The organism is Lysinibacter cavernae (assembly GCF_011758565.1).
Lineage (GTDB): Bacteria > Actinomycetota > Actinomycetes > Actinomycetales > Microbacteriaceae > Lysinibacter > Lysinibacter cavernae.
Genome location: NZ_JAAMOX010000001.1, coordinates 376,742 through 396,133, shown reverse-complemented (window position 1 = coordinate 396,133; position 19,392 = coordinate 376,742). Strand labels below are relative to the sequence as shown.

The window sequence follows — 19,392 nt, the reverse complement described above, 5'->3', positions numbered from 1 at the left end:
TTCACCACATCAGCACCACACAGCAGTAAGAAAGGATCACCCCATGAGTTCACATATCAGCGCCGATAGGTTTCGGGTATCACGCACGACAGGCAAGAAGCTCGGCGCCGGCGCGCTTGGCGTCGTGCTTGCCACGTCTCTCGCGGCATGCTCAGCCCCAGGAGCCTCATCCGGCGGCTCCGACACGAGCACGTTCACCAAGATCACGGCCCCGGTCACCGCAGACGAGGTCTCGAAGCTTGGCGACATCACCCTCAACGTCTGGGCCGACCAGGGCGAAGAAGACACCCTCAAGCTCCTCGAACCGCTCTACGAAAAAGAATTCTCAAACGTCGACGTCAAGATTCAGTACAAGAGCTACGAAGATTTGACCCAGACCGTTGTCAACGCGATGAACAGCGATTCGGCCCCCGACGTCACACAGGGCAACCAGGGCTATGCAACCGACGGAACGCTCGTCAAGGCAGGGCTCATCCGCCCGCTCGACGACGTTGCCGAGGTCTATGGATACGCGGATGCCGTTGGAGACGCAATCTCGCAGCTCCAGTGGTCTGACGACGGCAAGGTCTTCGGAAGCGGCACGACGTATGGCATGTCGCCGGACAACCAGATGGTTGGTGTGTTCTACAACAAGAAGATCCTCTCTGGACTCGGCATCACTCCCCCAACCACGTTTACCGAGTTTGAGGCCGCGCTTGCTGCGGTCAAGGCATCCGGCGAGCAGCCCATCACGTTTGGCAACGCAGACAAGACCACCGCGATGCAGGCCTTCTCTGTTGTCCAGGGAGCGATGACCCCTGCAAGCGACACCGTGGCCTGGATCACCGGGCAGAAGGGCTCTGACTTCAACAACGACACCAACGCCGCTGCCCTCGATACCTGGACGAAGTGGGTCAGCGACGGCTACCTGAGCCCAGGCTACGACGGCACAAGCCCCGACGACGCGGCCAACGCGTTTGCGGCAGGTACCGGAGCGTTTTACATCGGCGGCAACTGGCACGCCGGCACCATTTCCGACAGCGACACGTTTGGCTTTGTCGCGGCGCCGGTTGGCGAGTCTGGAACGACGGCATCCTCTGGCTCATTTGGGCTGCCATGGCACATCGGCAGCAAGTCGAAAAATGAAAAAGCCGCCATCGCGTTTGTCGCGATGATCAACTCAGCAGACTTCGCTCAGAACCTCGCCGATGTGAACCGAGTGCCGGTTCAGACCAAAAATGTGACGGCCCCAACGCCGCTGTTCAGCGACCTCACCGTCGCGTCAGACGAGCAGCTGAGCAATAACGGGTCCCTCTACTGGTACGACTGGGCAACCGACACCATGTACGACACCTTCACGTCAGGCCTCCAAGAGGTCATGGCAGGACGCACGTCAAGCCCCGACTTCCTCACGACCGTTCAGAAGAACTGGACGACCTTCCAGGACAAGCGGTAACAACACCCATCATGAGCGCAACATCACACGCATCACGCGCGCGAACCCGTCGGAACGGCGGTGAATCGGCTAGCCCGGTTCGCCGCCGCCCGCGGCTCGATAACGTCGCATATCTGTATCTCATCCCGGCGTTTGCCTTCTACGGGATTTTCATGCTCCGCCCGATTGCCGAATCGATCTGGATTTCGTTCTTCGATTGGGACGGCATCACCGAGTCGGTTTGGACAGGCTGGGACAATTACGCGGCAGTTATCAACAACCCCCTTATCTGGGAAGCCCTACTGCACTCGCTGGTGTTTATCGTGTTTTACGCGCTGCTCCCCAGCGTCCTTGCGCTCATCTTTGTTGCGGTTATCTCGCGGATTCGCGTCTACGGGCTCACGTTCTTTCGCGCGGTGCTCTTCATCCCCTACGTGCTCTCAACCGTTGTGGTTGCCGTCGCCTGGCGCTGGATTTATGACATCAATGGCCCGCTCAACAACTTCCTCGACGCGATCGGCCTCGGATTCCTGACCAGGGCATGGATCGGCGACTTCACGACGGCCCTCCCCTCCGTTGGCCTCATCGGCACCTGGATCATGTTTGGGCTCGGCTTTGTCCTGTTCATGGCCGGCGCGCAGAAGATTCCGTTTGACCTCTATGAGGCGGCGCGGCTCGATGGAGCCGGCGCGGTCCGCGAGTTCTTTGCGGTCACGCTGCCTGGGCTCCGTGGCGAGATCAGTGTTGCGCTGGTGCTCATGATCACGGCAGCGCTTCGCAACTTTGACATCGTCTGGAATACAACCTCCGGTGGGCCTGGCACCTCAACAACGGTGCCGTCGTACTACGTCTATCAGGGTGCATTCATGACCCGCGATGTTGGCGGGGCATCAGCACTCGCCGTGCTGCTCACCATCATCATCCTGGCCGCCGTTGGCCTCACGATGTACCTGCTCAAAGAAAAAGAACCACGACAACGCACACAGCTCCGCCGCCGCGCACGAAAGGAGGGCTCAGCATGAAACAGAAACGTTCCGAGCAAATCATCGGCCACGTCATCCTTATCGTCGGGGCACTCCTCGCGCTGTATCCCTTTGTCTCAATCTTGCTCCTGTCGCTCACTCCCTCGGCGAAGGGCGGGGCAACAGCTGCTACCAGCGTGACCTTCGAGAACTACCTCACGGCGTGGACGCGCGGCAGCTTTGACAGCGCCCTCATCTCGTCGGCAATCGTTGCGCTCGCCGTTGTTGTTGGCGCCGGAGCGGTCTCGATTCTTGGCGGCTATGCGCTCGCAACCATGAAGTTCAGGGGCAAGTGGTTACTCGCAGGGATACTCATTGTTGGGCTGGTTGTTCCCTACGAGGGACTCATCATCCCGCTCTATTACCAGCTCGAAGGCATGGGCCTGCTCAACACCTACTGGGCGCTCATCCTCCCCCAGATCGCCACCTCGATTTCGCTTGGTGTGTTCTGGATGCGCACCTTCTTTATGAGCGTGCCAGCCTCGCTGCTTGAGGCGGCCCGCGTCGATGGCGCAAGCCGCTTTGGGGCGCTCATGAAGATCTACCTGCCCATCGCCTGGCCCGCCGTTGGCACACTGTCGGTGCTCATCTTCCTGTTCACCTGGAACGAGTTCCTGATGCCGCTCGTGCTGGTCTCGCAAAATCCAGATGTACAGACGGCCCCGCTGTCGCTGTCGTTCTTTGCTGGCAGCCAACGAACCACCGATCCGGCAGTGACTGCCGCCGCAGCCGTGATCGTCGCACTTCCCATTCTGATTGTTTATGTCTTCCTGCAGCGACGCTTCATCTCGGGCATCGTTGCGGGAGCAGTAAAGGAGTAATACCCCCATGACCGAAAACGTGTACGTTTTTGACACCGACGACGACCTTGGCAAGCACCTCGCTGCCCAGATCGCGGATGTGATGCAGGAAGCAGAGCAGGCAGGGGCAGGGTTTATCCTTGGCTGCCCAGGAGGCCGCACGCCCCGAAGCACCTACGCGAACCTTGCCTGCGAAATCAAGGAGCGAAACCTCAACCTCGACCGCGTTGTGATCGCGATGATGGATGACTACGTTCTTGCCGATGGCGACTCCTGGCAGCATGTTCCCGCTGACGTTCACTACTCGTGCCGCCGCTTCGCCCACGTCGAGATTCAGGCTGTTCTCAACGAGGCGTCTGAGTCGTCGTCCATCAGCGACGACCGCGTCTGGTTCCCGAACCCGGCCGCACCGGCAGAATACGATCAGAAGCTCACAGCCGCTGGCGGCATCGACTTTTTCCTGCTCGCGAGCGGCGCTGGAGACGGTCACGTTGCGTTCAACCCTCCAGGATCGGCCCGCGATTCGCGCACACGCGTTGTCAAGCTCGCCGAACAGACGCGCATCGACAACCTCAAGACGTTCCCAGAGTATGGGTCTCTGGATGATGTGCCAACGCACGGTGTGACGGTCGGCATCGAAACCATAGCCTCGCTCTCGAAGCGGGCCGCAATGATCGCACAGGGCGAAGGCAAGCGATTGGCTGTCGCCCGCCTCAGTGAGGCAACCGGATACGACCCCGAGTGGCCCGCTACAGTGTATCGAGAGATTGCGAATGCCGGGCTGTACGTCGATCGTGCTGCAGCTTCATCCTTCACCCCCTAGGAGCCTCATGTCGACGAATCTTGTGAGCGGAGATGAACCCTCGCGGAGGGTGACTCCAAGTAAGACCGTCCTTCGCGCCCAAAACACGATCCTTGAGATGATTCAGCGCGGCATTTTTCCGCCAGGAGCAAAGCTCCCCGGGGAGCGTGATCTCGCGGAGACGGTTGGCGTGAGCCGAGGCGTGCTGCGCAAGGCACTCGCACTGCTTGAAGAATCAGGGCACCTCGATAGCTCGGCCTGGCGTGGCTGGTTTGTGCACACCGATCACGTCTCAGAGCCAAAATCCCTGCGCAGCTTCACCGAACTTGCGCAGGCCAAAGGGCTGCGGGCAACGGCGGAGGTCGTGAGCAAGGTTGTCCGCCCAAGCACCATGCTTGAGGCGGAGGCCTTGGCGATCTCCCCAGCGGCGCCGGTCATTCATACGACGCGCATCCGAGGGTTTGACTCAACACCGATCTGCGTTGACGTTTCGATCATCCCCGAGTCGCGGGCGCCAGAGTTGGCGGAGGCCGACCTCACCGACGCGTCGCTGTATCGCTCACTTGAGCAGCTCAGCGGCGTGCGAGTCGTGCGAAGCGACTACGCAGTGCACGCAGAGGCCGTGACGCGCGACGTGGCTGCACAGCTCAATCTTGATGAGGGAGACCCGGTGCTCATCGGCGAGGAGACCGCGTTTGATCTCGCCGACCGACCGGTCATCCTCGGTCGAGTCACCTACAGGGGCGATGCATATCGCTTCGAAGCATCACTCTTCAGGGAGGCCTAGGCATGACCGCTGCAGACCATCACGTGGCACTTGGCATCGACGTTGGCGGAACCAAAACGCTTATCGGGCTCGTGGACGCCGGTGGCACGGTACTCGCCCAGCGAGAATGGCCGACGAGGGATGCCGAACGCTCGGTATCCGACGTTGACCACCTTGGCAACATGGTTGAACAGTCAGTACACGAGCTCGGGCAAGAGGGTTCGCCCTATGCAAACCTCACGATTGTGGCCGTCGGAGCTGGGTTCCCCGAATACGTTGACGCCGCAGGTCAACTCACCTCCAGCGAGGTGATCTCGTGGCAGCAGCAGCCAGCCGCGGTGCTTACCGAGGTCGCGGAGCGGGCCCTTGGCAGTGCCGCTGCCCAGGTTCCCGTCCGAGTCGAATCCGATGTTCGTGCTGGGGCAATAGGCGAAGTCCTCTTTGGCGCCGCACGCGACGCCTCCTCGTTTGTCTATGTCTCACTTGGCACCGGGCTCTCGAGCGCCATCGGCGTTAACGGCGTTGTTCTGCCAGGACATCGCGGCGAGGCAATCGCACTCGGCGAGTGGCCGGTTTCTGGCGCCGATATCGATCTTCTCGGGGCGACAAACCTCGAACAATATGCCTCGGGCGCAGGGCTGAGCGCACGGTTTGCGCTGCTCACCGGAGAACAGGTCGAGACGCGCGAAATCGCGTCACGCGCACTGCTCTTGCCAGGAACCGAGCACGATTTTTTGAGCGATGCCGGCCGGGTCTTGGCGAGAGCCCTCGACTCGATTGTGAGCTTTATCGACCCTGAACGCATCATACTCGGCGGCGGCTTAGGCACGGCCGAGGGTGTGCTCGCGGATGCGTTGGATGCTGAGTATGCGGCGCTCCTGGCCCGCAGGCCAGGCTCCCCCGCACTCGTGCGCGCGCAGAACGGACCACTCTCTGGGCTGCTTGGGGCTGCGGCTACCGGCTGGGCTGCCGTTCAGCAGAAGACAACGCCCGGCAACTGAGCCGGGCACAAAACAGATCGGTTTCGTCGTCACCACCTCGCCAAGTTACGGTGCAGAAACGCGCTAGTCTGGTTCACTCACCCCGTTCACAGCAGAAAGCGCTCCCCCACGCATGTCTGAAACTTCTTGGCTCGTATTCCTGGTCCCTGTTGTCGGCCTCTTCCTGCTTGTGATGCCACGGTCGATGATGCTTTTCGGTAATCGTTGGACCCTCAAAGACGGCGATTCAGCAGAGCCAAGCGACGCATATGCTCTGTACACTCGGGGGTTCGGAGCTTTTCTCTTGATCGCAAGTATGATCATCGGCGGGGTCATGATCGCTGGCAACATCGAAGCCCAGAAGAAGGAACGATTTACGGCGACATGGGGATTCGGACCGGGCTCCTCGGAACGTTTGGACAGCATCCAGGTCAAATCCACTATCTCCCCACGGACGGGCCCCGAGCCTGATGAAGACGAGCGCATAGCTGAGGTGAGCGCCTATGCGGTTGTTGGTGACCCGTCGCACGGAGCGGTCATCGATCTGGACCGCGCATCCGATGGCGACTTGGTGCTTGCCGTTCAGGCCGGCTCATGCGTGCCAAGTTCAGTGTATGTTGAGGAAAAGCGGGACACTCTTGTGGTGTCTGTTGCCGTCAAGCAGCCCCGAGATTCAAGCCGCTACCGCTATTCATGGATTTGCCGACCTTCCGAATCGGAATCGTCGAGTTCGACAGAACGCAAGCCGTGGTTGGTCGTTGTTCGACTTGATTCCCCGGTTGGAGCGCGGCAGGTCGTGTCAGCGGAGGACGGCAGCACGCTGACCCCGGTAACAATCCGCGATGCGCCGGCAGCCTAACCGCGTGTCTCCAACGCTGCCATCCGGCGCGCGATCCAGCGCATCGGCGCACGTGTTGGATGCTGTCGATTCGGCTCGTGTCCTGCGCTGCGCTCCAAATGGTCAAAGATATCCTCAATGACACCGCTGTGAATCGGCAGTACGAGCGGCTTCCATAACAGACGCATGGCCCCGGAAAGCTCAGCTTCAAGTTCGTGCCGAACGATGATGTCATCGCCGTCTTGCTCGATGACGAAGCGATGCGTACCCCGCAGCCCGGTCCTTTGGTCGAATCGAAAAACGACGCTCCTTCCGGGTTCGTGCTCAATGACGCTATATCTGACCGCGCCATGCCCGCCGACTGAACCTGGCTGCAACCCGTTGTCAAGGACCATCGGTGGCACAAGGTCGGTCACCCAAAAATCGTCGTCCGGCTGAGAGAGCGTTTCAAGTTGCCCACCAACCGCCGCGGGATTCGAGGCAAAGCGCCGACTGTGGATATCTTCAACACGTCTCATGAACTGCCCGCCATCATCCCTCTGTCTTCAGAATTGCCGCGCTTGCCGCAACAACCGCGTCAATTGCCCAGCCGTTGAGCGCCTCACCATCTGTCAGGTGGGCCCGAACCGCGGCATACGGCAGCTCGATCAGCGCGAACCTGGCTCGTCCTACCGCCTCGGGGGTGGCGCTGCCGAACCAGTCCTTCACAAACTCGCTCATCGCGGCCGCTACTTCGTCGTTGAGCGTCACAAGCTCGCTTCCCAGTTCGTTCGGCCACGTTGCCAATAATTGCGTCCGGCTTTGCGACAACAGGATGCCAGCATCGCTCGGGTTTTCAGCCGACCACTGCAGGACGTACCGGACCGCGCTCGATCTCGCTCGCATCCGATCCGGATTGCGGAGGGCTCGTACGTAGCCGGCCTGAAACCGCTGAACGGTGCGAATCCAGAGCTGCGCAATGATGAGGTCGCGCGAAGGAAATCGGTGGTAGATCGAGCCCGATGGTGCCCCGAGTTCCGCAGCAATGGCAACAACCGTTGCAGCGCCGACACCGCCGCGGGCGATAAGCGTTCGCGCGGCATCCAGAATCTCGTTGGTTGAGTACTTTGGATTTCGGCCCATGACCCCATATTAGAGAGAAGTCTCTAATATCGCCAACTCGAGGACCCTCTCAGCCTCGAGGGAATGCGTTCCATGAGCCAGGCTAATGAACCCATCACGAGAACGTCATTGTTCCGGGCCAGCACAAACGGTGGGATAGAGGCATGAATCTTCACCCCAACCACCTGATCACCCCACGCCACAACCCCGTCCTCGCGGTTCTCGCAGTCGCGTTTTCGACGTTTCTGGTTGTGACTTCGGAGATGATGCCAGTCGGCGCACTCACACTAATTGCGGACGACATGGACGTCTCAGCGGGGACGGCAGGGATGACGCTCACGATTACCGGGCTCGTCGCAGCGCTTGCGTGCACGCTTGCCCCAGTGCTCGCCCGTCAGATCGACCGACGAATTATCATGGTCGCCTTCATGCTGACGCTCGCCGCCGCAAACGTCATGACCGCTCTTGCCCCAAACTTTGCTGTCCTCGCTGTGGCGAGAGTCCTATTAGGCATCGCGATGGGCATGGTTTGGGGTCTTGCCGCAGGGCTCGGTGGTCGCCTCGTTCCCAGTCACCGGATCGGAACAGCCATGACAGTGATCTTCTCCGGCGTATCAGTGGCGTCAGTGGTCGGCGTTCCCCTCGGCACCTATGTTGCGGATGTCGCAAATTGGCGGGTCGCTTTCTGGCTCATTGCCGGACTTGGCACAATCGCAGCCATGCTGCTCTGGTTGTTTCTTCCTGCGCTTCCCGCAACCGAGTCGGCCAAACTCAGGACAACATTTGCTGCGATCAGAACCCCTGGCGTCACCTGTGGTCTCATCATTACCGGCCTCGTCGTATTTGGACATTTCACCGGCTATACCTATGTTCGGCCAATCCTAGAATCACAATTCGGCCTGACCACCACCACGATCGCCGCGGCACTCATGATGTATGGGATTGCGGGGCTGGCAGGGACGTTTCTCTTTGGGCCGCTTGCCCACAGGGCACCAAAAGCCGCCGTTGTGTTGACCGTCAGTGGGGTTACGGCAGCCACGACCCTCCTCGCGATTAACGTATCCGCAGCGGCAATCGCTGCATTCGTGACGCTCGCACTGTGGGGTATCGCCTACGGGGGAATTTCGGTCTCGACACAAGCCTGGACTGCTTCCGCAGACCCAGCGAGAGTCGAGTCTTCTTCTGCACTCTGGTCAGGTCTCTTTAACGCCAGCATCGCGATGGGTTCGGTCACCGGCGGAATCGTCATGGATCAAGCAGGTGAGGGCCTGACCCTCTGGTTCGCAACGAGCCTCTCACTGGTTGCCGTGGCATTCGCCGTCTTCACGCGTCCACGCCCAGCGACAGGCACCCGAAGCGTTCGCCGGTCACGCATCCTGCCACGCTCAGACAGCGAGACTCAACTGGAGGGCAAATTCTTCCACTAAGGGGTGCCTATTGGTTTGCTGAGTCACCGCGATCAGCGACGTATCAGGCAAGCCAACAACCGGGAGATAGACAACGTCTGGTCTGGGCAAGTACTTCGCGCTGGCCATGCAGAGGAGCACAGCGGCCTGCTGTGTCGCGACCAGCGACAGCGCTTCAGGCAACGTTCGAGCACACAATGAATAGTTCAGTTGATGCCCATCCTCACCGATCAGCGGGGCGTTCACGGCTCGCCAATACGCTGGTGCAGCATCATCAGGCCCAACCAATTGCAGGGTACCAAGCTGCGTCAGCGTCATTCGTGACTCACTCGCGAGCGGGTGCGACGCTGACAGCCCCACAAGCTGAGGTTGCGAAGAGAACTCAAGCAGCTGACGCAGTCCAGGTTCGCGGTTTGGGGCAAGGACAAGAGCAATGTCAACCGTCTCCCGCTTCACCTCGCCAAACGGATCTGACCACGGTAATTCGATAAGCTGCGTCGCACCGTCTGGCAACGCGGTCACCGCTCGTGCGACCGACTCGTACACCGCGCACTGGAAGCCAATGCGAAGTGGACGCTCGGGCGACAGTGCAGCAGCCCGCGCCGCGCCGAAGCCGGATCGGAGCTGTTCAAACGAAGGCCCGATATCCGCGGCGAGGCCCATGCCGATTTCGCTGAGCTCAACCCGACGACTTGTGCGCCGAAAGAGACTCGCACCGACTCGAACTTCGAGTCGCTTGATCATCTGTGACACTCGGCCCTGCGACACGCCAAGGACCTGAGCAGCCTGCCCAAAGTGCAGGCACTCACTCAGGACAACAAAACATTCCAATTCTCGTAACGGCAAATCCGATAAGAGAGACGACCGCTCCATGTTTGAATTCTCTCCCCACGCACGAGCCGAGCCTGCAAAACCCAAAACAGGGCCCGCTCGGAGCCCCAAGAATTGGAGTGTCGCACTGGGTGCCCCCGGCTGGATTCGAACCAGCGACCGACAGATTAGAAGGCTGTTGCTCTATCCCCTGAGCTACGGGGGCGACAAATCACTACCTTATCGCAGTCAGAGACTTCACGCAGACACTACCCTGCGGCGCGTGCCGGAACGACTAACTCTGGCAGCGCATCCACGAGCCCCTCGAGCTCTGGCACCTCGCGCGCCTGCTCCAGCGCCGCGTGCAGTGCAGCGTCCTGAGCCGGCCGCGCCGACTGCAGCAGCGCTTCGCCGTCGCGCGTGAGCTCGGTATAGATTCCCCTTCGATCATCCTGGCAAAGGATGCGCGTGAGCAACCCGCGGTCTTCGAGACGCGTGACCAGACGGGTGGTCGCGCTTGCGCTGAGTGCCGTTGCCCGCGCGAGTTGCTGCATACGCATATGCCAGCCGTCTTGCCGACTGAGCGCGTCAAGCACCGTGAATTCGACAACAGAAAGGCCCGCCGCTTGCTGGAGCGCCTGCTCAAGCTGCGACTCAATAAGCCCGTGCAGGGCTGCGAGCGTGCGCCAGCCTTGGGCGCGAACCTCAACGGCGGTATCGGCGATTCCCATGCGTGGTCCTTTCAACGAGCGACATCCGAGGTTAATTATGACCCGAAAATGCAACACTCCACAATTAGTTGCTTGCGCTGGATACTTGCGTATGCAATCATTTAACCCGCGTCTGCAACTATTCTAGGCGGCGCCATCCTCGAAGTACAGGCAACCCCGCACCTTGAGGGATCTCCACAGACATTGTTCTCAGAAGGGACACCACATGCCCATCGGGCTTATCGCACTCGCCCTCGGCGGTTTTGGCATCGGCCTCACCGAGTTTGTCATCATGGGTCTCCTCCCCGATGTTGCCAATACATTCGGCGTGACGGAGGCGGCTGCCGGTTGGCTCATCACCGGATATGCACTGTCCGTCGCGGTCGGCGCAATCGGAATGACCGCAGCAGTCGCCCGCCTCCCCCGCAAACGGGTCCTCGTTGGCCTGCTTGGACTCTTTATTGCTGGCAACCTCCTCTCGGCAATTGCCCCAACCTACGAACTCATGCTGGCAGGACGCGTGCTAGCCGCGCTGTGCCACGGCGCGTTCTTCGGCATCGGCTCAGTGGTCGCCGCCGCCATGGTTGCACCCGAAAAAAAGGGAGCCGCCATCGCGATCATGTTTACCGGGCTCACTGTTGCGAACGTGCTTGGTGTCCCCTTTGGCACGTTTATCGGCCAAAGCTTTGGATGGCGTGCAACATTTTGGGCTATCTCGGCAATCGGCGTCGTCGCCCTGCTCGGCATCCTCATACTCGTTCCTGATGCTGGGCGCGGATCGGCGACCGCGCGCCTCCGCGATGAATTTGCCGCTTTCCGTTCGACCCAGGTTGTTCTTTCACTCCTCGTCACAATTCTCGGCTTTGGCGGGATGTTTGGCGCATTCACCTACATCGCCTACGTACTCACCGAGGTGAGCGGCTTTGCGACAACAACGGTGCCGTGGTTACTCGTCCTGTTTGGCGTTGGGCTCTTCATCGGCAACCTCATTGGCGGGAAGGCTGCAGACCGCAATCTTGACGGCACCCTTCTCACACTGCTCGTTGCCCTCACCGCTGTGCTGGCCTTCTTCGCGCTGACCGCGGGCAGCCAGCCGGCCACGATCGTCTCGCTCTTCCTCATGGGAGGCTTTGGCTTCGGAACGGTTCCTGGGCTCCAGATGCGGGTCATGAACTCGGCAGGAGACGCCAGCACACTCGTCTCAGGCGCAAACATCGGCGCATTCAACCTGGGCAACGCACTCGGGGCATTCGCCGGCGGGCTCACCATCTCGGCAGGCTTTGGCTACACCTCACCCATCTGGGTCGGGGCCGGCATCACGGCCCTTGCTGTTGTTGTCATGGTCATCGCACGATACTCGTCCAATCAGAGACCAACCGTTGCGCCACTCGCCTCGCTCGCCTCGCTCGCCAAAACCGAGCTTGAACCACAGCGCTAAGCGCAGCATCCACCGCCAACCCGGCACGCTCACCCACCAAATCAGAAGGAACATCGTGAACACACACGCAATCCCCGCCAACGCCAGCACTGCCTCCCCAAACGCCACAACCCACGTTCAACTCAATAACGGCACGTGGATGCCACGCATTGGTTTTGGCGTCTTCCAGATCGGTAACGACGAGACGGCCGCGGCGGTTCGCACCGCAATCGATGCAGGCTACCGCAGCATTGACACGGCTGCGATTTACGGCAACGAAGTGGGCACCGGGGTCGGCATCGCCGAGTCGGGCGTTGATCGCGGCGAGCTGTTCGTCACCTCAAAGCTCTGGCACGACGATCACGGCTTCGACAACACGCTGCGGGCCTACGATGCCAGCTTGGAACGGCTCGGGGTTGATGCGCTTGATCTCTTCCTCATCCACTGGCCAGTGCCAACGCTCGACCGCTACGTTGACTCGTGGCGCGCCCTCGAACGGTTGCTGAGCGACGGCAGAGTCGGGGCGATCGGTGTCTCAAACTTCCAACAGCCACATCTCGAGCGACTTATTGCCGAAACAGGCACGGTTCCTGCCGTCAACCAGATTGAGCTGCACCCCGGCCTGCAGCAGCGCGAGCTCAGCGCGTTCCATGCCGCGAACGGCATTATCACCGAGGCGTGGAGCCCACTTGGCCAGGGAACGTTCCTCAGTCACCCCGCGCTGTCGGAGATCGCTCGAGCGCACCAAGTCACCGAGGCGCAGGTCGTCCTGCGGTGGCACGTACAGGCGGATCGAGTTGTCATTCCAAAGTCAACACACCCAGCGCGGATAACCTCGAATCTGGATGTCTTCAGCTTTGAGCTGGGCGCCGCGGATATCGCGATTATCGACAACCTGGAAACGCCAGACGAAGCCGGACGTATCGGACCACATCCCGATACATTTGCTGGCTAAGGCTGGCTGCCCCTTCCCGAAGTGTGCGGGCAGTTCTATAGTTCGTACTGTCCGCATAATTTGGGAAACAACACACCGAAGGAAAGATCATGGCAGACATCTTCACCATCACCCGCACCTTTCGCGCCCCGGCCGAGCGGGTCTACGCGGCATGGACCACGCCTGAAGATTTCTCGGTATGGTTTGGAACAGAGGCGATCAATGTTCCCCTCGATCGACTCTCCATGGATGTCAGGGTTGGTGGCACCTGGACCGCCGTCATGGAACTTCCCGACGGCAGCATCAAAAACTGGGCAGGGCAGTTTACCGAGCTGGATGCCCCACAACGTCTCGCCATGACCCTCACCGATATGCCCGACGAACCGGCCGGAGACCCGCTCACGGTTGACCTGCGCGAAGAAGCCACGCCTGACGGCTCCGTGCAGACGGTCATGGAGTTCACGCAACCGAGGCACGGCTTCACCGACGAGCAGGTTGAGCAGGTCATCCTCGGCTACAACGGCTTCTTCGACACCATGGACCGCATCGTCTCGCACCCGTAACGCGCCGGCGTCAGGCTCCTGCGGCGACACGAGATCGCCGCAGGAGCGCGGAACGAAGCCGCACAGCGGCCAGCACCACAAAAAACAGGATTCCCTGGGTCAGCACAACCATTCCACCGGATGAGGCGTTCACGTAGTAGCTCACGTACAGCCCAACAACGGCGCACAGCGAGGCGAGCGTCGGAGCGACCAACAACATCCGACTCAGTCGGCGGGTCAACAGCAACGCCGTGACCCCTGGGATGATGAGCATGGCAACAACCAAGATCACCCCAACCGCCTGCAACGCGACAACAACGGTGAGGGCAAGCAGCCCAAGCAACAACGCGTTGAGCCGGCGCGGCGACAACCCGATTGCATGAGCCTGCACAGGGTCAAACGCAAACAACGTGATATCGCGCCGCTTGAGCAGCACAATGCTCAGCACTACCGCCGCAACGATCAGCACTTGCCACAGGTCAAGCACTGACGCGCCAAGCAGGTTTCCAAAGAGGATATGGGTGAGGTCAACCTGGCTTGGCACAATCGAGATGAGCACAAGCCCGAGCGCAAAGAGCGTCGTGAACACGATGCCTATTGCGGCGTCCTCCTTCACCTCGGATTTCCCGCGAACGAAGCCAATGAGCAGCACTGCTCCCCCGCCAAACACAAGCGCCCCGAGCGCAAACGGCACGCCAAGTGCGTACGCAAGGACAACTCCAGGAAGCACCGCATGAGAGACCGCATCTCCCATGAGCGACCATCCAATGAGTACAAGCCAGCTGCTCAGGACGGCGCAGACGATACTTGCAATGACCGTGATCAGCAGGGCACGCTGCATGAACGCGTACCCAAACGGCTCAGCGAGCAGATCGATCACATTCATTTCGCACCACCCATCGGGGTCCAACTGCGACCATCATCGCCAGGAGTGTCGGATGCTCCCCCTCGAACGCCTGCGGCAAAGGCCTGCGCAAGGTTGTGATCGTTGAGCGCTTCGGCTGGCGGCCCCTCAAACAGCGCCCGATGATACCAGAGCACCACGGTGTCGCACAGTTCTGGCAACGACGAAATATCGTGGCTCGAAACGAGCACACACACCCCCTCAGCCGCCAGCTGTCGAATGACCCCAACGATCGCGGCCTGCGACGTGGCATCCACGCCGGAAAAAGGTTCGTCAAGCAGCATCACGGCCGCATCCTGCGCAATAGCTCGTGCCAAAAACACCCGCTTGCGCTGGCCACCAGAGAGCTCACCAATCGAGCGATGCTCAAGCTCAAGCACGCCAGTGCGGCGCATCGCCTCGTTACACCTGAGAACATCGGGAGCCCTCAGTCGCCGAGTGACCCCGAGGGCACCGTAGCGCCCCATCTCAACCACCTGGCGCACTGAGATCGGGAACTTCTCATCGATTGCCTCACTCTGAGCAACGTAGGCGATTTTGGATGCCTTGCGAGCGGCATCAACGGAGCCCCCAAGCACCTGCACGCTGCCGCCGTCTGGTGACACGAGGCCAAGGATGCTCTTCATGAGCGTCGATTTACCCGACCCGTTGACACCAACAAGGCCCGTCACCCGCCCAGCGGCGAGGGAAACGGAGGCGTGCTCAAGCGCGGTGACCGTGCCGTAGCGCACTCGCACATCATGAAGGACAACAACAGGCTGTTCGACGAGTGCGCTCATGCTGAGGGTTCCTTCGAGGTGAGGCCTTGAACGATGAGGTCGACGTTGTACCTGATGAGATCAAGATACGTTGGCACAGGGCCGTCCGCCTCGCTCAGGGAATCCACGTAGAGCACCCCGCCGAACTCGGCGCCGCCCTCAGTGGCCACCTGGCGCATCATTTGTGAGGAGACGGTTGATTCGCAGAACACTGCGGGCACGTCGTTGTCACGAACAAAGTCAATCGCGGCCGTGATCGATTGTGGCGTAGCCTCCGATTCGGCATTGACCGCCCACAGGTATTGCTCGGTGAGGCCGGCATCCTCGGCAAGGTAGCTAAACGCCCCCTCGCAGGTGACGAGGGCACGCTGTTCCGTGGGAAGCGCCTCGAGCGCAGACGCGAGGTTTCCTCCTACCCCTGCGATCTGTTCCTGGTAGGCGGCAGCATTCGCCCGGTACTCACGCTCGTGGGCGGGGTCAAGCGCAACAAAGGCATCCGCGATATTCGCGACGTATATCTGGGCGTCCCCTGGCGACATCCAGGCGTGCGGATTGGCGTGGCCTTCTGCCTCGCCGCCCCGTATGGCGATGGGGGTAACCCCCTCCGTAAGTACCGCATGCGGCACATCGAAGTCCTTCACAAAACGTTCGAACCATTTCTCGAGCCCAAGGCCGTTGTCAAGGATGAGTGACGCGGATGCCGCGCTCGTGAGGTCACCAGGCGTCGGTTCATACCCGTGAATTTCCGCGCCAACTTTTGTGATCGATTCAACCCTGAGGTGGTCTCCGGCAACGTTCTTTGCCATATCGGCGAGCACGGTAAAGGTCGTGAGCACGAGGGGCCGGGAATCGATGGCTCCGGATGTTGTGGCCCGCTGGTCGTCAACCGGGGCCTGGGAGTCGCTGAATGCGGCGCATCCGGCTACCAGGGTGAGCACACCGATCGCCGCCAGGCAGAGCCCTGCGCGTCGAAACACCCACGAGGAAAAGTTCGTCATGCCGAACAATCTAGTTCACTCTGACGAATTAAGCGAGCCTGTTCCACTCATCGGCACCACAAGCGGCGCCCACATCCGGCACGGTCTACGCGGCGACGAGTCCCCAGATGCCAGCAACCGCAGAGGCAAGTGCAAGCACAAGCGCTATGCCAATCAGAATTGCATGCACCCGAAAGAACGCCGTATACGCGCCATGCTCATCCCTGGCGCGAACATCATTTTTGACGCGCTTGAAGAACTGCGGCCAGACAATGGCGTTATACGCGGCATTCGCAAGCAAGAGAACAGACAACAAAACACTCATGCACCCAGCCTAGGCCGCACCGCCCAATGAACCGCGCTCCCCGCTCGAGAGTCATAAGCTAGAGGAATGAGCACACCCGCCGAAAGACTCGTTTGGATCGACTGCGAAATGACAGGGCTCGACCCGAGCATCGATGAACTGGTCGAAATTGCCGTCGTCATCACCGACTTTGACCTCAACATCCTCGACCCCGGATTTGAAGTCGTAATCAAGCCAAGCGAAGCCGCCTTCAACAACATGGGCGAATTTGTTATCAACATGCACACCGAATCCGGCCTCATCACCGAGCTTGACGGAGGCCTCACGGTTGCCGAGGCCGAGCGCCAGGTCATCGAATACATCGACCGCTTTGTGCCAAAAGGCAAGCGAGCCCTGCTCGCCGGAAACACCATCGGCACAGACCGCATGTTCCTCGCAACCTACATGCCAACACTTGACGAGCACCTGCACTATCGGAACATCGACGTGTCCTCGATCAAGGAGCTCGCACGCCGCTGGTTCCCACCCACGTACTACAACGCGCCCGAGAAAACGGGTGGACACCGAGCTCTCGCAGATATTCTTGAATCAATTCGCGAGCTTGCCTACTACCGTTCTGCCGTGTTTATTCAAGGATCTGGGCCAGGAAATGCCGAGTCCCAAGAGATCGCGAAGACCGTCGTGGACAACTTCGCCGAAAAAATGTAATAGACTCGTAGAGTTGTTGTTTTTCGCGAGCGAATAGCTCAAGAATTGCAATACATGGTGGCTATAGCTCAGTTGGTAGAGCGCTGGCTTGTGGTGCCGGAAGTCGCGGGTTCGAGCCCCGTTAGCCACCCCAATGATCGGCCCCAGTCTTCGGACTGGGGCCGATTTTCGTTTCCCCTTCCCCTGCACGCACATCCCCGTTTCGGCGTATTCTTGCCGTTTCGGCGTACGTTACAAACTACGCCCAAACGGCAAACGTACGCCCAAACGCAGAGCAGTGATTAGGCTTCATCTATGACTGTCCCCGCGCGCGCCAACGGCTCTGCCGCACTCCCGATCCCGCCGTGGGGCATGGCAGTCACCGCGATGCTGCTCATCCAACTCAGCTCATCCCTGTCGGTTGGTCTCATTGGCGAAGTCGGCGCGGCAGCCACAGCCTGGCTCCGCCTCACCATGGGCGCCGTCATCTTCATCGCCGTCGCGCGCCCTCCCATTCGGTCCATTCGCCGCCAGGATGTGCTCCCCCTCATCGGCCTTGGCACCGCGACCGGCGTCATGTCGATTGGCTTCCTCGCCGCCATTGAACGCATCCCGCTCGGCACAGCCGTGGCCATTGAATTCCTCGGCCCCCTTCTTGTTGCGGGATTCCGGAGCAGCAATCGTCGGATGCTCACCTGGCCAGCCCTCGCCCTCATCGGCGTCGTCCTCATGACCGAACCGTGGAACGGCGGCGTTGAGTTGCTCGGGATTTCGTACGCCCTCATCGCCGGCATCGGCTGGGGAACGTACATTGTGCTCACCCAGAAGGTTGGCGACCGCTTCAGCGGGATCAGCGGCCTTTCCATTTCCATCCCCATTGCCGCGATCCTCGCAACCTTTGTTGGACTCCCCCAGGCGTCAGGCAATATCACGTGGCAAATCCTGTTGGCCGCTCTTGGCCTCGCCGTTCTTTCGCCGGTCCTTCCGTTTGTACTTGAGATGCTTGCCCTCAAACGGATGACCCACACCGCCTTCGGCACGCTCATGGCCCTTGAACCGGCCTTTGGCGTGCTGCTTGGGCTACTGGTCCTTCACCAGATTCCGTCCGCCGTGCAGATCGTCGGCATCAGTCTTGTGGTGTTTGCGGGCGCAGCCGCCCAACGAGGAGGCCTTCGGGCATCCGCATCTCCGCCAACGGCCAACCCAGAACCGACGATAGGACACGCCTAATGCTCTCAGCGTTCCCACTCACGCCGCTGCGTAACGACCAAGTTGACGAGCCAGCGTTTCTTCGCATCATCCAGCGATTGGCCACGTCTGGCGTCGATTCCATTACCGTACTTGGGTCGACCGGATGCGCCGCCTACCTCAGCCCGGACGAGCGCGACCGTGTCGCAACGCTCGCCGTCCAGCAGGCCAGCGAGGTTCCCGTTTGGGTCGGCGTGAGCGATCTTCGCACGTCGCGGGTATTGCAGCACGTCGAGAGCGCAGAGCGGGCCGGAGCCGCCGGCATCCTGCTCGCCCCCATGTCGTATCAGCCGCTCACCGAAAACGACGTGTTTGAGCTGTTTCGCACGATCAGCGCGCGCACCTCGCTTCCGATTACGGTCTACGACAACCCAGGGACGACGCATTTCACGTTCACGCAGGAACTCTACGGGCGAATCGCTTCGTTGCCCGGCATCGTTTCGATCAAGATACCGCCAGCGCCCGGCGATCGTGCCACAACGCGGAAACGTATCGACGGCCTGCGGGCGATCCTGCCAGAACACGTTGGTATCGGGATCTCCGGCGACGCGGCCGCAGCAACAGCGCTTCTTGCCGGCTGCGACACCTGGTACTCGGTGATCGCGGGGACGCTTCCGTTAGCGGCCCTGAGCATCACCGAGCCCGCTGCACGAAGCGACGCAGAAGCCACCGTCGCCGCTTCGGAACGGTTAGAGCCACTGTGGGCCCTGTTCGCTCGGTACGGCGGCAGCCTCAGGGTCGTCGCGGCAATCGCCGAGCAGCTCGGGCTCGCGGCCAAGGACAGCCTCCCTCTCCCGATCCAGGGGCTGGATGCCGATGCGCGGTCGCATGTTGCCAGCGTCCTGCGCGAGCTCAACATCCACGACGAGTCTCGCTGAGAGACCCGACACACACGGAGAGATTGCCAAACCGGCAAATGCGTTTGCTCCGCGCGCGCGAGTTCGCAACGATGAGTAACAGGCAGCGATATTC

Annotated in this window: 22 protein-coding genes and 2 tRNA genes; 15 read left to right on the top strand and 9 right to left on the bottom strand. The window is 60.6% G+C overall.

Annotated features, from left to right (window positions below):
- Window positions 1-43 precede the first annotated feature (43 nt).
- The 7 genes from FHX76_RS01770 (at window position 44) to FHX76_RS01740 (ending at window position 6,643) form a co-directional block, all read left to right on the top strand.
- Window positions 44-1,435 carry an ABC transporter substrate-binding protein gene (locus tag FHX76_RS01770; RefSeq protein ID WP_167147109.1) on the top strand — a complete coding sequence of 464 codons (1,392 nt, stop codon included), beginning with the start codon at window positions 44-46 and terminating at the stop codon, window positions 1,433-1,435.
- Between the two features lie 11 nt (window positions 1,436-1,446).
- Window positions 1,447-2,436, top strand: coding sequence for a carbohydrate ABC transporter permease (locus tag FHX76_RS01765; protein WP_167147107.1), 990 nt, complete (start codon window positions 1,447-1,449; stop codon window positions 2,434-2,436).
- Window positions 2,433-3,257 (top strand): carbohydrate ABC transporter permease, encoded by an 825-nt coding sequence (locus FHX76_RS01760; protein WP_167147105.1) that lies wholly within the window; start codon window positions 2,433-2,435, stop codon window positions 3,255-3,257. The genes FHX76_RS01765 and FHX76_RS01760 overlap by 4 nt, the downstream gene beginning before the upstream one ends.
- Before the next feature lie 7 nt (window positions 3,258-3,264).
- Entirely contained in the window at window positions 3,265-4,059 is a 795-nt protein-coding gene (locus FHX76_RS01755) for a 6-phosphogluconolactonase (protein ID WP_167147102.1), read from the top strand.
- 7 nt (window positions 4,060-4,066) lie between these two features.
- The gene (locus tag FHX76_RS01750; protein ID WP_167147100.1) at window positions 4,067-4,825 is read left to right on the top strand and encodes a GntR family transcriptional regulator; all 759 of its coding nucleotides are present in this window, start codon (window positions 4,067-4,069) and stop codon (window positions 4,823-4,825) included.
- Between the two features lie 2 nt (window positions 4,826-4,827).
- Window positions 4,828-5,805 (top strand): ROK family protein, encoded by a 978-nt coding sequence (locus FHX76_RS01745; RefSeq protein WP_167147097.1) that lies wholly within the window; start codon window positions 4,828-4,830, stop codon window positions 5,803-5,805.
- A 112-nt stretch (window positions 5,806-5,917) separates the two neighbouring features.
- Window positions 5,918-6,643 (top strand): DUF6199 family natural product biosynthesis protein, encoded by a 726-nt coding sequence (locus FHX76_RS01740; RefSeq protein ID WP_167147094.1) that lies wholly within the window; start codon window positions 5,918-5,920, stop codon window positions 6,641-6,643.
- Here FHX76_RS01740 and FHX76_RS01735 read toward each other — a convergent pair.
- Together FHX76_RS01735 and FHX76_RS01730 are read right to left on the bottom strand one after the other, a co-directional pair.
- A complete protein-coding gene (locus FHX76_RS01735) occupies window positions 6,640-7,140 on the bottom strand; it encodes an SRPBCC family protein (protein ID WP_167147091.1) in 501 nt (166 codons plus the stop codon). The genes FHX76_RS01740 and FHX76_RS01735 overlap by 4 nt on opposite strands.
- A 13-nt stretch (window positions 7,141-7,153) precedes the next feature.
- On the bottom strand, window positions 7,154-7,744 hold the full coding sequence (locus FHX76_RS01730) for a TetR/AcrR family transcriptional regulator (RefSeq protein WP_167147088.1): 591 nt from the start codon (window positions 7,742-7,744) through the stop codon (window positions 7,154-7,156).
- A 143-nt stretch (window positions 7,745-7,887) separates the two neighbouring features.
- Between FHX76_RS01730 and FHX76_RS01725 the strand changes: the two genes are divergently transcribed.
- Window positions 7,888-9,150, top strand: coding sequence for an MFS transporter (locus FHX76_RS01725; RefSeq protein WP_167147084.1), 1,263 nt, complete (start codon window positions 7,888-7,890; stop codon window positions 9,148-9,150).
- Here the strand turns inward: FHX76_RS01725 and FHX76_RS01720 are convergent.
- The 3 genes from FHX76_RS01720 to FHX76_RS01710 all read right to left on the bottom strand — a co-directional run bounded on the left by FHX76_RS01720 (window position 9,109) and on the right by FHX76_RS01710 (window position 10,670).
- Window positions 9,109-10,002, bottom strand: coding sequence for a LysR family transcriptional regulator (locus FHX76_RS01720; RefSeq protein WP_167147080.1), 894 nt, complete (start codon window positions 10,000-10,002; stop codon window positions 9,109-9,111). The two genes, FHX76_RS01725 and FHX76_RS01720, sit on opposite strands and share 42 nt — an antisense overlap.
- A 90-nt stretch (window positions 10,003-10,092) precedes the next feature.
- A tRNA-Arg gene (locus FHX76_RS01715) sits at window positions 10,093-10,165 on the bottom strand.
- Window positions 10,166-10,208: 43 nt separating this feature from the next.
- Window positions 10,209-10,670, bottom strand: coding sequence for a MarR family winged helix-turn-helix transcriptional regulator (locus FHX76_RS01710; protein WP_167147077.1), 462 nt, complete (start codon window positions 10,668-10,670; stop codon window positions 10,209-10,211).
- 205 nt (window positions 10,671-10,875) lie between these two features.
- Here FHX76_RS01710 and FHX76_RS01705 point away from each other — a divergent pair, with 205 nt between their 5' ends.
- The 3 genes from FHX76_RS01705 to FHX76_RS01695 all read left to right on the top strand — a co-directional run bounded on the left by FHX76_RS01705 (window position 10,876) and on the right by FHX76_RS01695 (window position 13,563).
- Window positions 10,876-12,087: an MFS transporter gene (locus FHX76_RS01705; RefSeq protein ID WP_167147074.1), complete on the top strand. Its 1,212-nt coding sequence runs from the start codon at window positions 10,876-10,878 to the stop codon at window positions 12,085-12,087.
- Between the two features lie 55 nt (window positions 12,088-12,142).
- A complete protein-coding gene (locus tag FHX76_RS01700; protein ID WP_341777831.1) occupies window positions 12,143-13,021 on the top strand; it encodes an aldo/keto reductase in 879 nt (292 codons plus the stop codon).
- A gap of 89 nt (window positions 13,022-13,110) precedes the next feature.
- Window positions 13,111-13,563, top strand: a complete 453-nt coding sequence (locus FHX76_RS01695) for an SRPBCC family protein (RefSeq protein ID WP_167147071.1) — start codon at window positions 13,111-13,113, stop codon at window positions 13,561-13,563.
- 10 nt (window positions 13,564-13,573) lie between these two features.
- On the opposite strand, the gene FHX76_RS01690 is transcribed toward FHX76_RS01695, so the two are convergent.
- The 4 genes from FHX76_RS01690 to FHX76_RS01675 all read right to left on the bottom strand — a co-directional run bounded on the left by FHX76_RS01690 (window position 13,574) and on the right by FHX76_RS01675 (window position 16,506).
- Entirely contained in the window at window positions 13,574-14,428 is an 855-nt protein-coding gene (locus FHX76_RS01690) for a metal ABC transporter permease (RefSeq protein ID WP_167147068.1), read from the bottom strand.
- Complete coding sequence (locus FHX76_RS01685) at window positions 14,425-15,225, bottom strand: metal ABC transporter ATP-binding protein (protein ID WP_167147065.1); 801 nt, start codon at window positions 15,223-15,225, stop codon at window positions 14,425-14,427. Before FHX76_RS01685 ends, FHX76_RS01690 begins: the two co-directional genes overlap by 4 nt.
- Window positions 15,222-16,202, bottom strand: a complete 981-nt coding sequence (locus FHX76_RS01680) for a metal ABC transporter substrate-binding protein (RefSeq protein WP_167147062.1) — start codon at window positions 16,200-16,202, stop codon at window positions 15,222-15,224. The genes FHX76_RS01685 and FHX76_RS01680 overlap by 4 nt, the downstream gene beginning before the upstream one ends.
- 85 nt (window positions 16,203-16,287) lie before the next feature.
- Window positions 16,288-16,506, bottom strand: coding sequence for an SCO4848 family membrane protein (locus tag FHX76_RS01675; protein WP_167147059.1), 219 nt, complete (start codon window positions 16,504-16,506; stop codon window positions 16,288-16,290).
- 66 nt (window positions 16,507-16,572) lie between these two features.
- On the opposite strand from FHX76_RS01675, the gene orn reads away from it, so the two are divergent.
- From orn to FHX76_RS01655, 4 genes are all read left to right on the top strand, one after another.
- Window positions 16,573-17,193, top strand: coding sequence for an oligoribonuclease (gene orn, locus FHX76_RS01670; RefSeq protein WP_167147056.1), 621 nt, complete (start codon window positions 16,573-16,575; stop codon window positions 17,191-17,193).
- A 57-nt stretch (window positions 17,194-17,250) separates the two neighbouring features.
- A tRNA-His gene (locus FHX76_RS01665) sits at window positions 17,251-17,326 on the top strand.
- 161 nt (window positions 17,327-17,487) lie between these two features.
- A complete protein-coding gene (locus tag FHX76_RS01660; RefSeq protein ID WP_243848567.1) occupies window positions 17,488-18,402 on the top strand; it encodes an EamA family transporter in 915 nt (304 codons plus the stop codon).
- Window positions 18,402-19,298: a dihydrodipicolinate synthase family protein gene (locus FHX76_RS01655; RefSeq protein WP_167147053.1), complete on the top strand. Its 897-nt coding sequence runs from the start codon at window positions 18,402-18,404 to the stop codon at window positions 19,296-19,298. Before FHX76_RS01660 ends, FHX76_RS01655 begins: the two co-directional genes overlap by 1 nt.
- Window positions 19,299-19,392 lie beyond the last annotated feature (94 nt).

Coding starts and splice junctions, on each gene's coding strand:
- FHX76_RS01770 (WP_167147109.1), top strand. CDS start 44: ATGAGTTCACATATCAGCGCCGATAGGTTTCGGGTATCACGCACGACA.
- FHX76_RS01765 (WP_167147107.1), top strand. CDS start 1,447: ATGAGCGCAACATCACACGCATCACGCGCGCGAACCCGTCGGAACGGC.
- FHX76_RS01760 (WP_167147105.1), top strand. CDS start 2,433: ATGAAACAGAAACGTTCCGAGCAAATCATCGGCCACGTCATCCTTATC.
- FHX76_RS01755 (WP_167147102.1), top strand. CDS start 3,265: ATGACCGAAAACGTGTACGTTTTTGACACCGACGACGACCTTGGCAAG.
- FHX76_RS01750 (WP_167147100.1), top strand. CDS start 4,067: ATGTCGACGAATCTTGTGAGCGGAGATGAACCCTCGCGGAGGGTGACT.
- FHX76_RS01745 (WP_167147097.1), top strand. CDS start 4,828: ATGACCGCTGCAGACCATCACGTGGCACTTGGCATCGACGTTGGCGGA.
- FHX76_RS01740 (WP_167147094.1), top strand. CDS start 5,918: ATGTCTGAAACTTCTTGGCTCGTATTCCTGGTCCCTGTTGTCGGCCTC.
- FHX76_RS01735 (WP_167147091.1), bottom strand. CDS start 7,140: ATGAGACGTGTTGAAGATATCCACAGTCGGCGCTTTGCCTCGAATCCC.
- FHX76_RS01730 (WP_167147088.1), bottom strand. CDS start 7,744: ATGGGCCGAAATCCAAAGTACTCAACCAACGAGATTCTGGATGCCGCG.
- FHX76_RS01725 (WP_167147084.1), top strand. CDS start 7,888: ATGAATCTTCACCCCAACCACCTGATCACCCCACGCCACAACCCCGTC.
- FHX76_RS01720 (WP_167147080.1), bottom strand. CDS start 10,002: ATGGAGCGGTCGTCTCTCTTATCGGATTTGCCGTTACGAGAATTGGAA.
- FHX76_RS01710 (WP_167147077.1), bottom strand. CDS start 10,670: ATGGGAATCGCCGATACCGCCGTTGAGGTTCGCGCCCAAGGCTGGCGC.
- FHX76_RS01705 (WP_167147074.1), top strand. CDS start 10,876: ATGCCCATCGGGCTTATCGCACTCGCCCTCGGCGGTTTTGGCATCGGC.
- FHX76_RS01695 (WP_167147071.1), top strand. CDS start 13,111: ATGGCAGACATCTTCACCATCACCCGCACCTTTCGCGCCCCGGCCGAG.
- FHX76_RS01690 (WP_167147068.1), bottom strand. CDS start 14,428: ATGAATGTGATCGATCTGCTCGCTGAGCCGTTTGGGTACGCGTTCATG.
- FHX76_RS01685 (WP_167147065.1), bottom strand. CDS start 15,225: ATGAGCGCACTCGTCGAACAGCCTGTTGTTGTCCTTCATGATGTGCGA.
- FHX76_RS01680 (WP_167147062.1), bottom strand. CDS start 16,202: ATGACGAACTTTTCCTCGTGGGTGTTTCGACGCGCAGGGCTCTGCCTG.
- FHX76_RS01675 (WP_167147059.1), bottom strand. CDS start 16,506: ATGAGTGTTTTGTTGTCTGTTCTCTTGCTTGCGAATGCCGCGTATAAC.
- orn (WP_167147056.1), top strand. CDS start 16,573: ATGAGCACACCCGCCGAAAGACTCGTTTGGATCGACTGCGAAATGACA.
- FHX76_RS01660 (WP_243848567.1), top strand. CDS start 17,488: ATGACTGTCCCCGCGCGCGCCAACGGCTCTGCCGCACTCCCGATCCCG.
- FHX76_RS01655 (WP_167147053.1), top strand. CDS start 18,402: ATGCTCTCAGCGTTCCCACTCACGCCGCTGCGTAACGACCAAGTTGAC.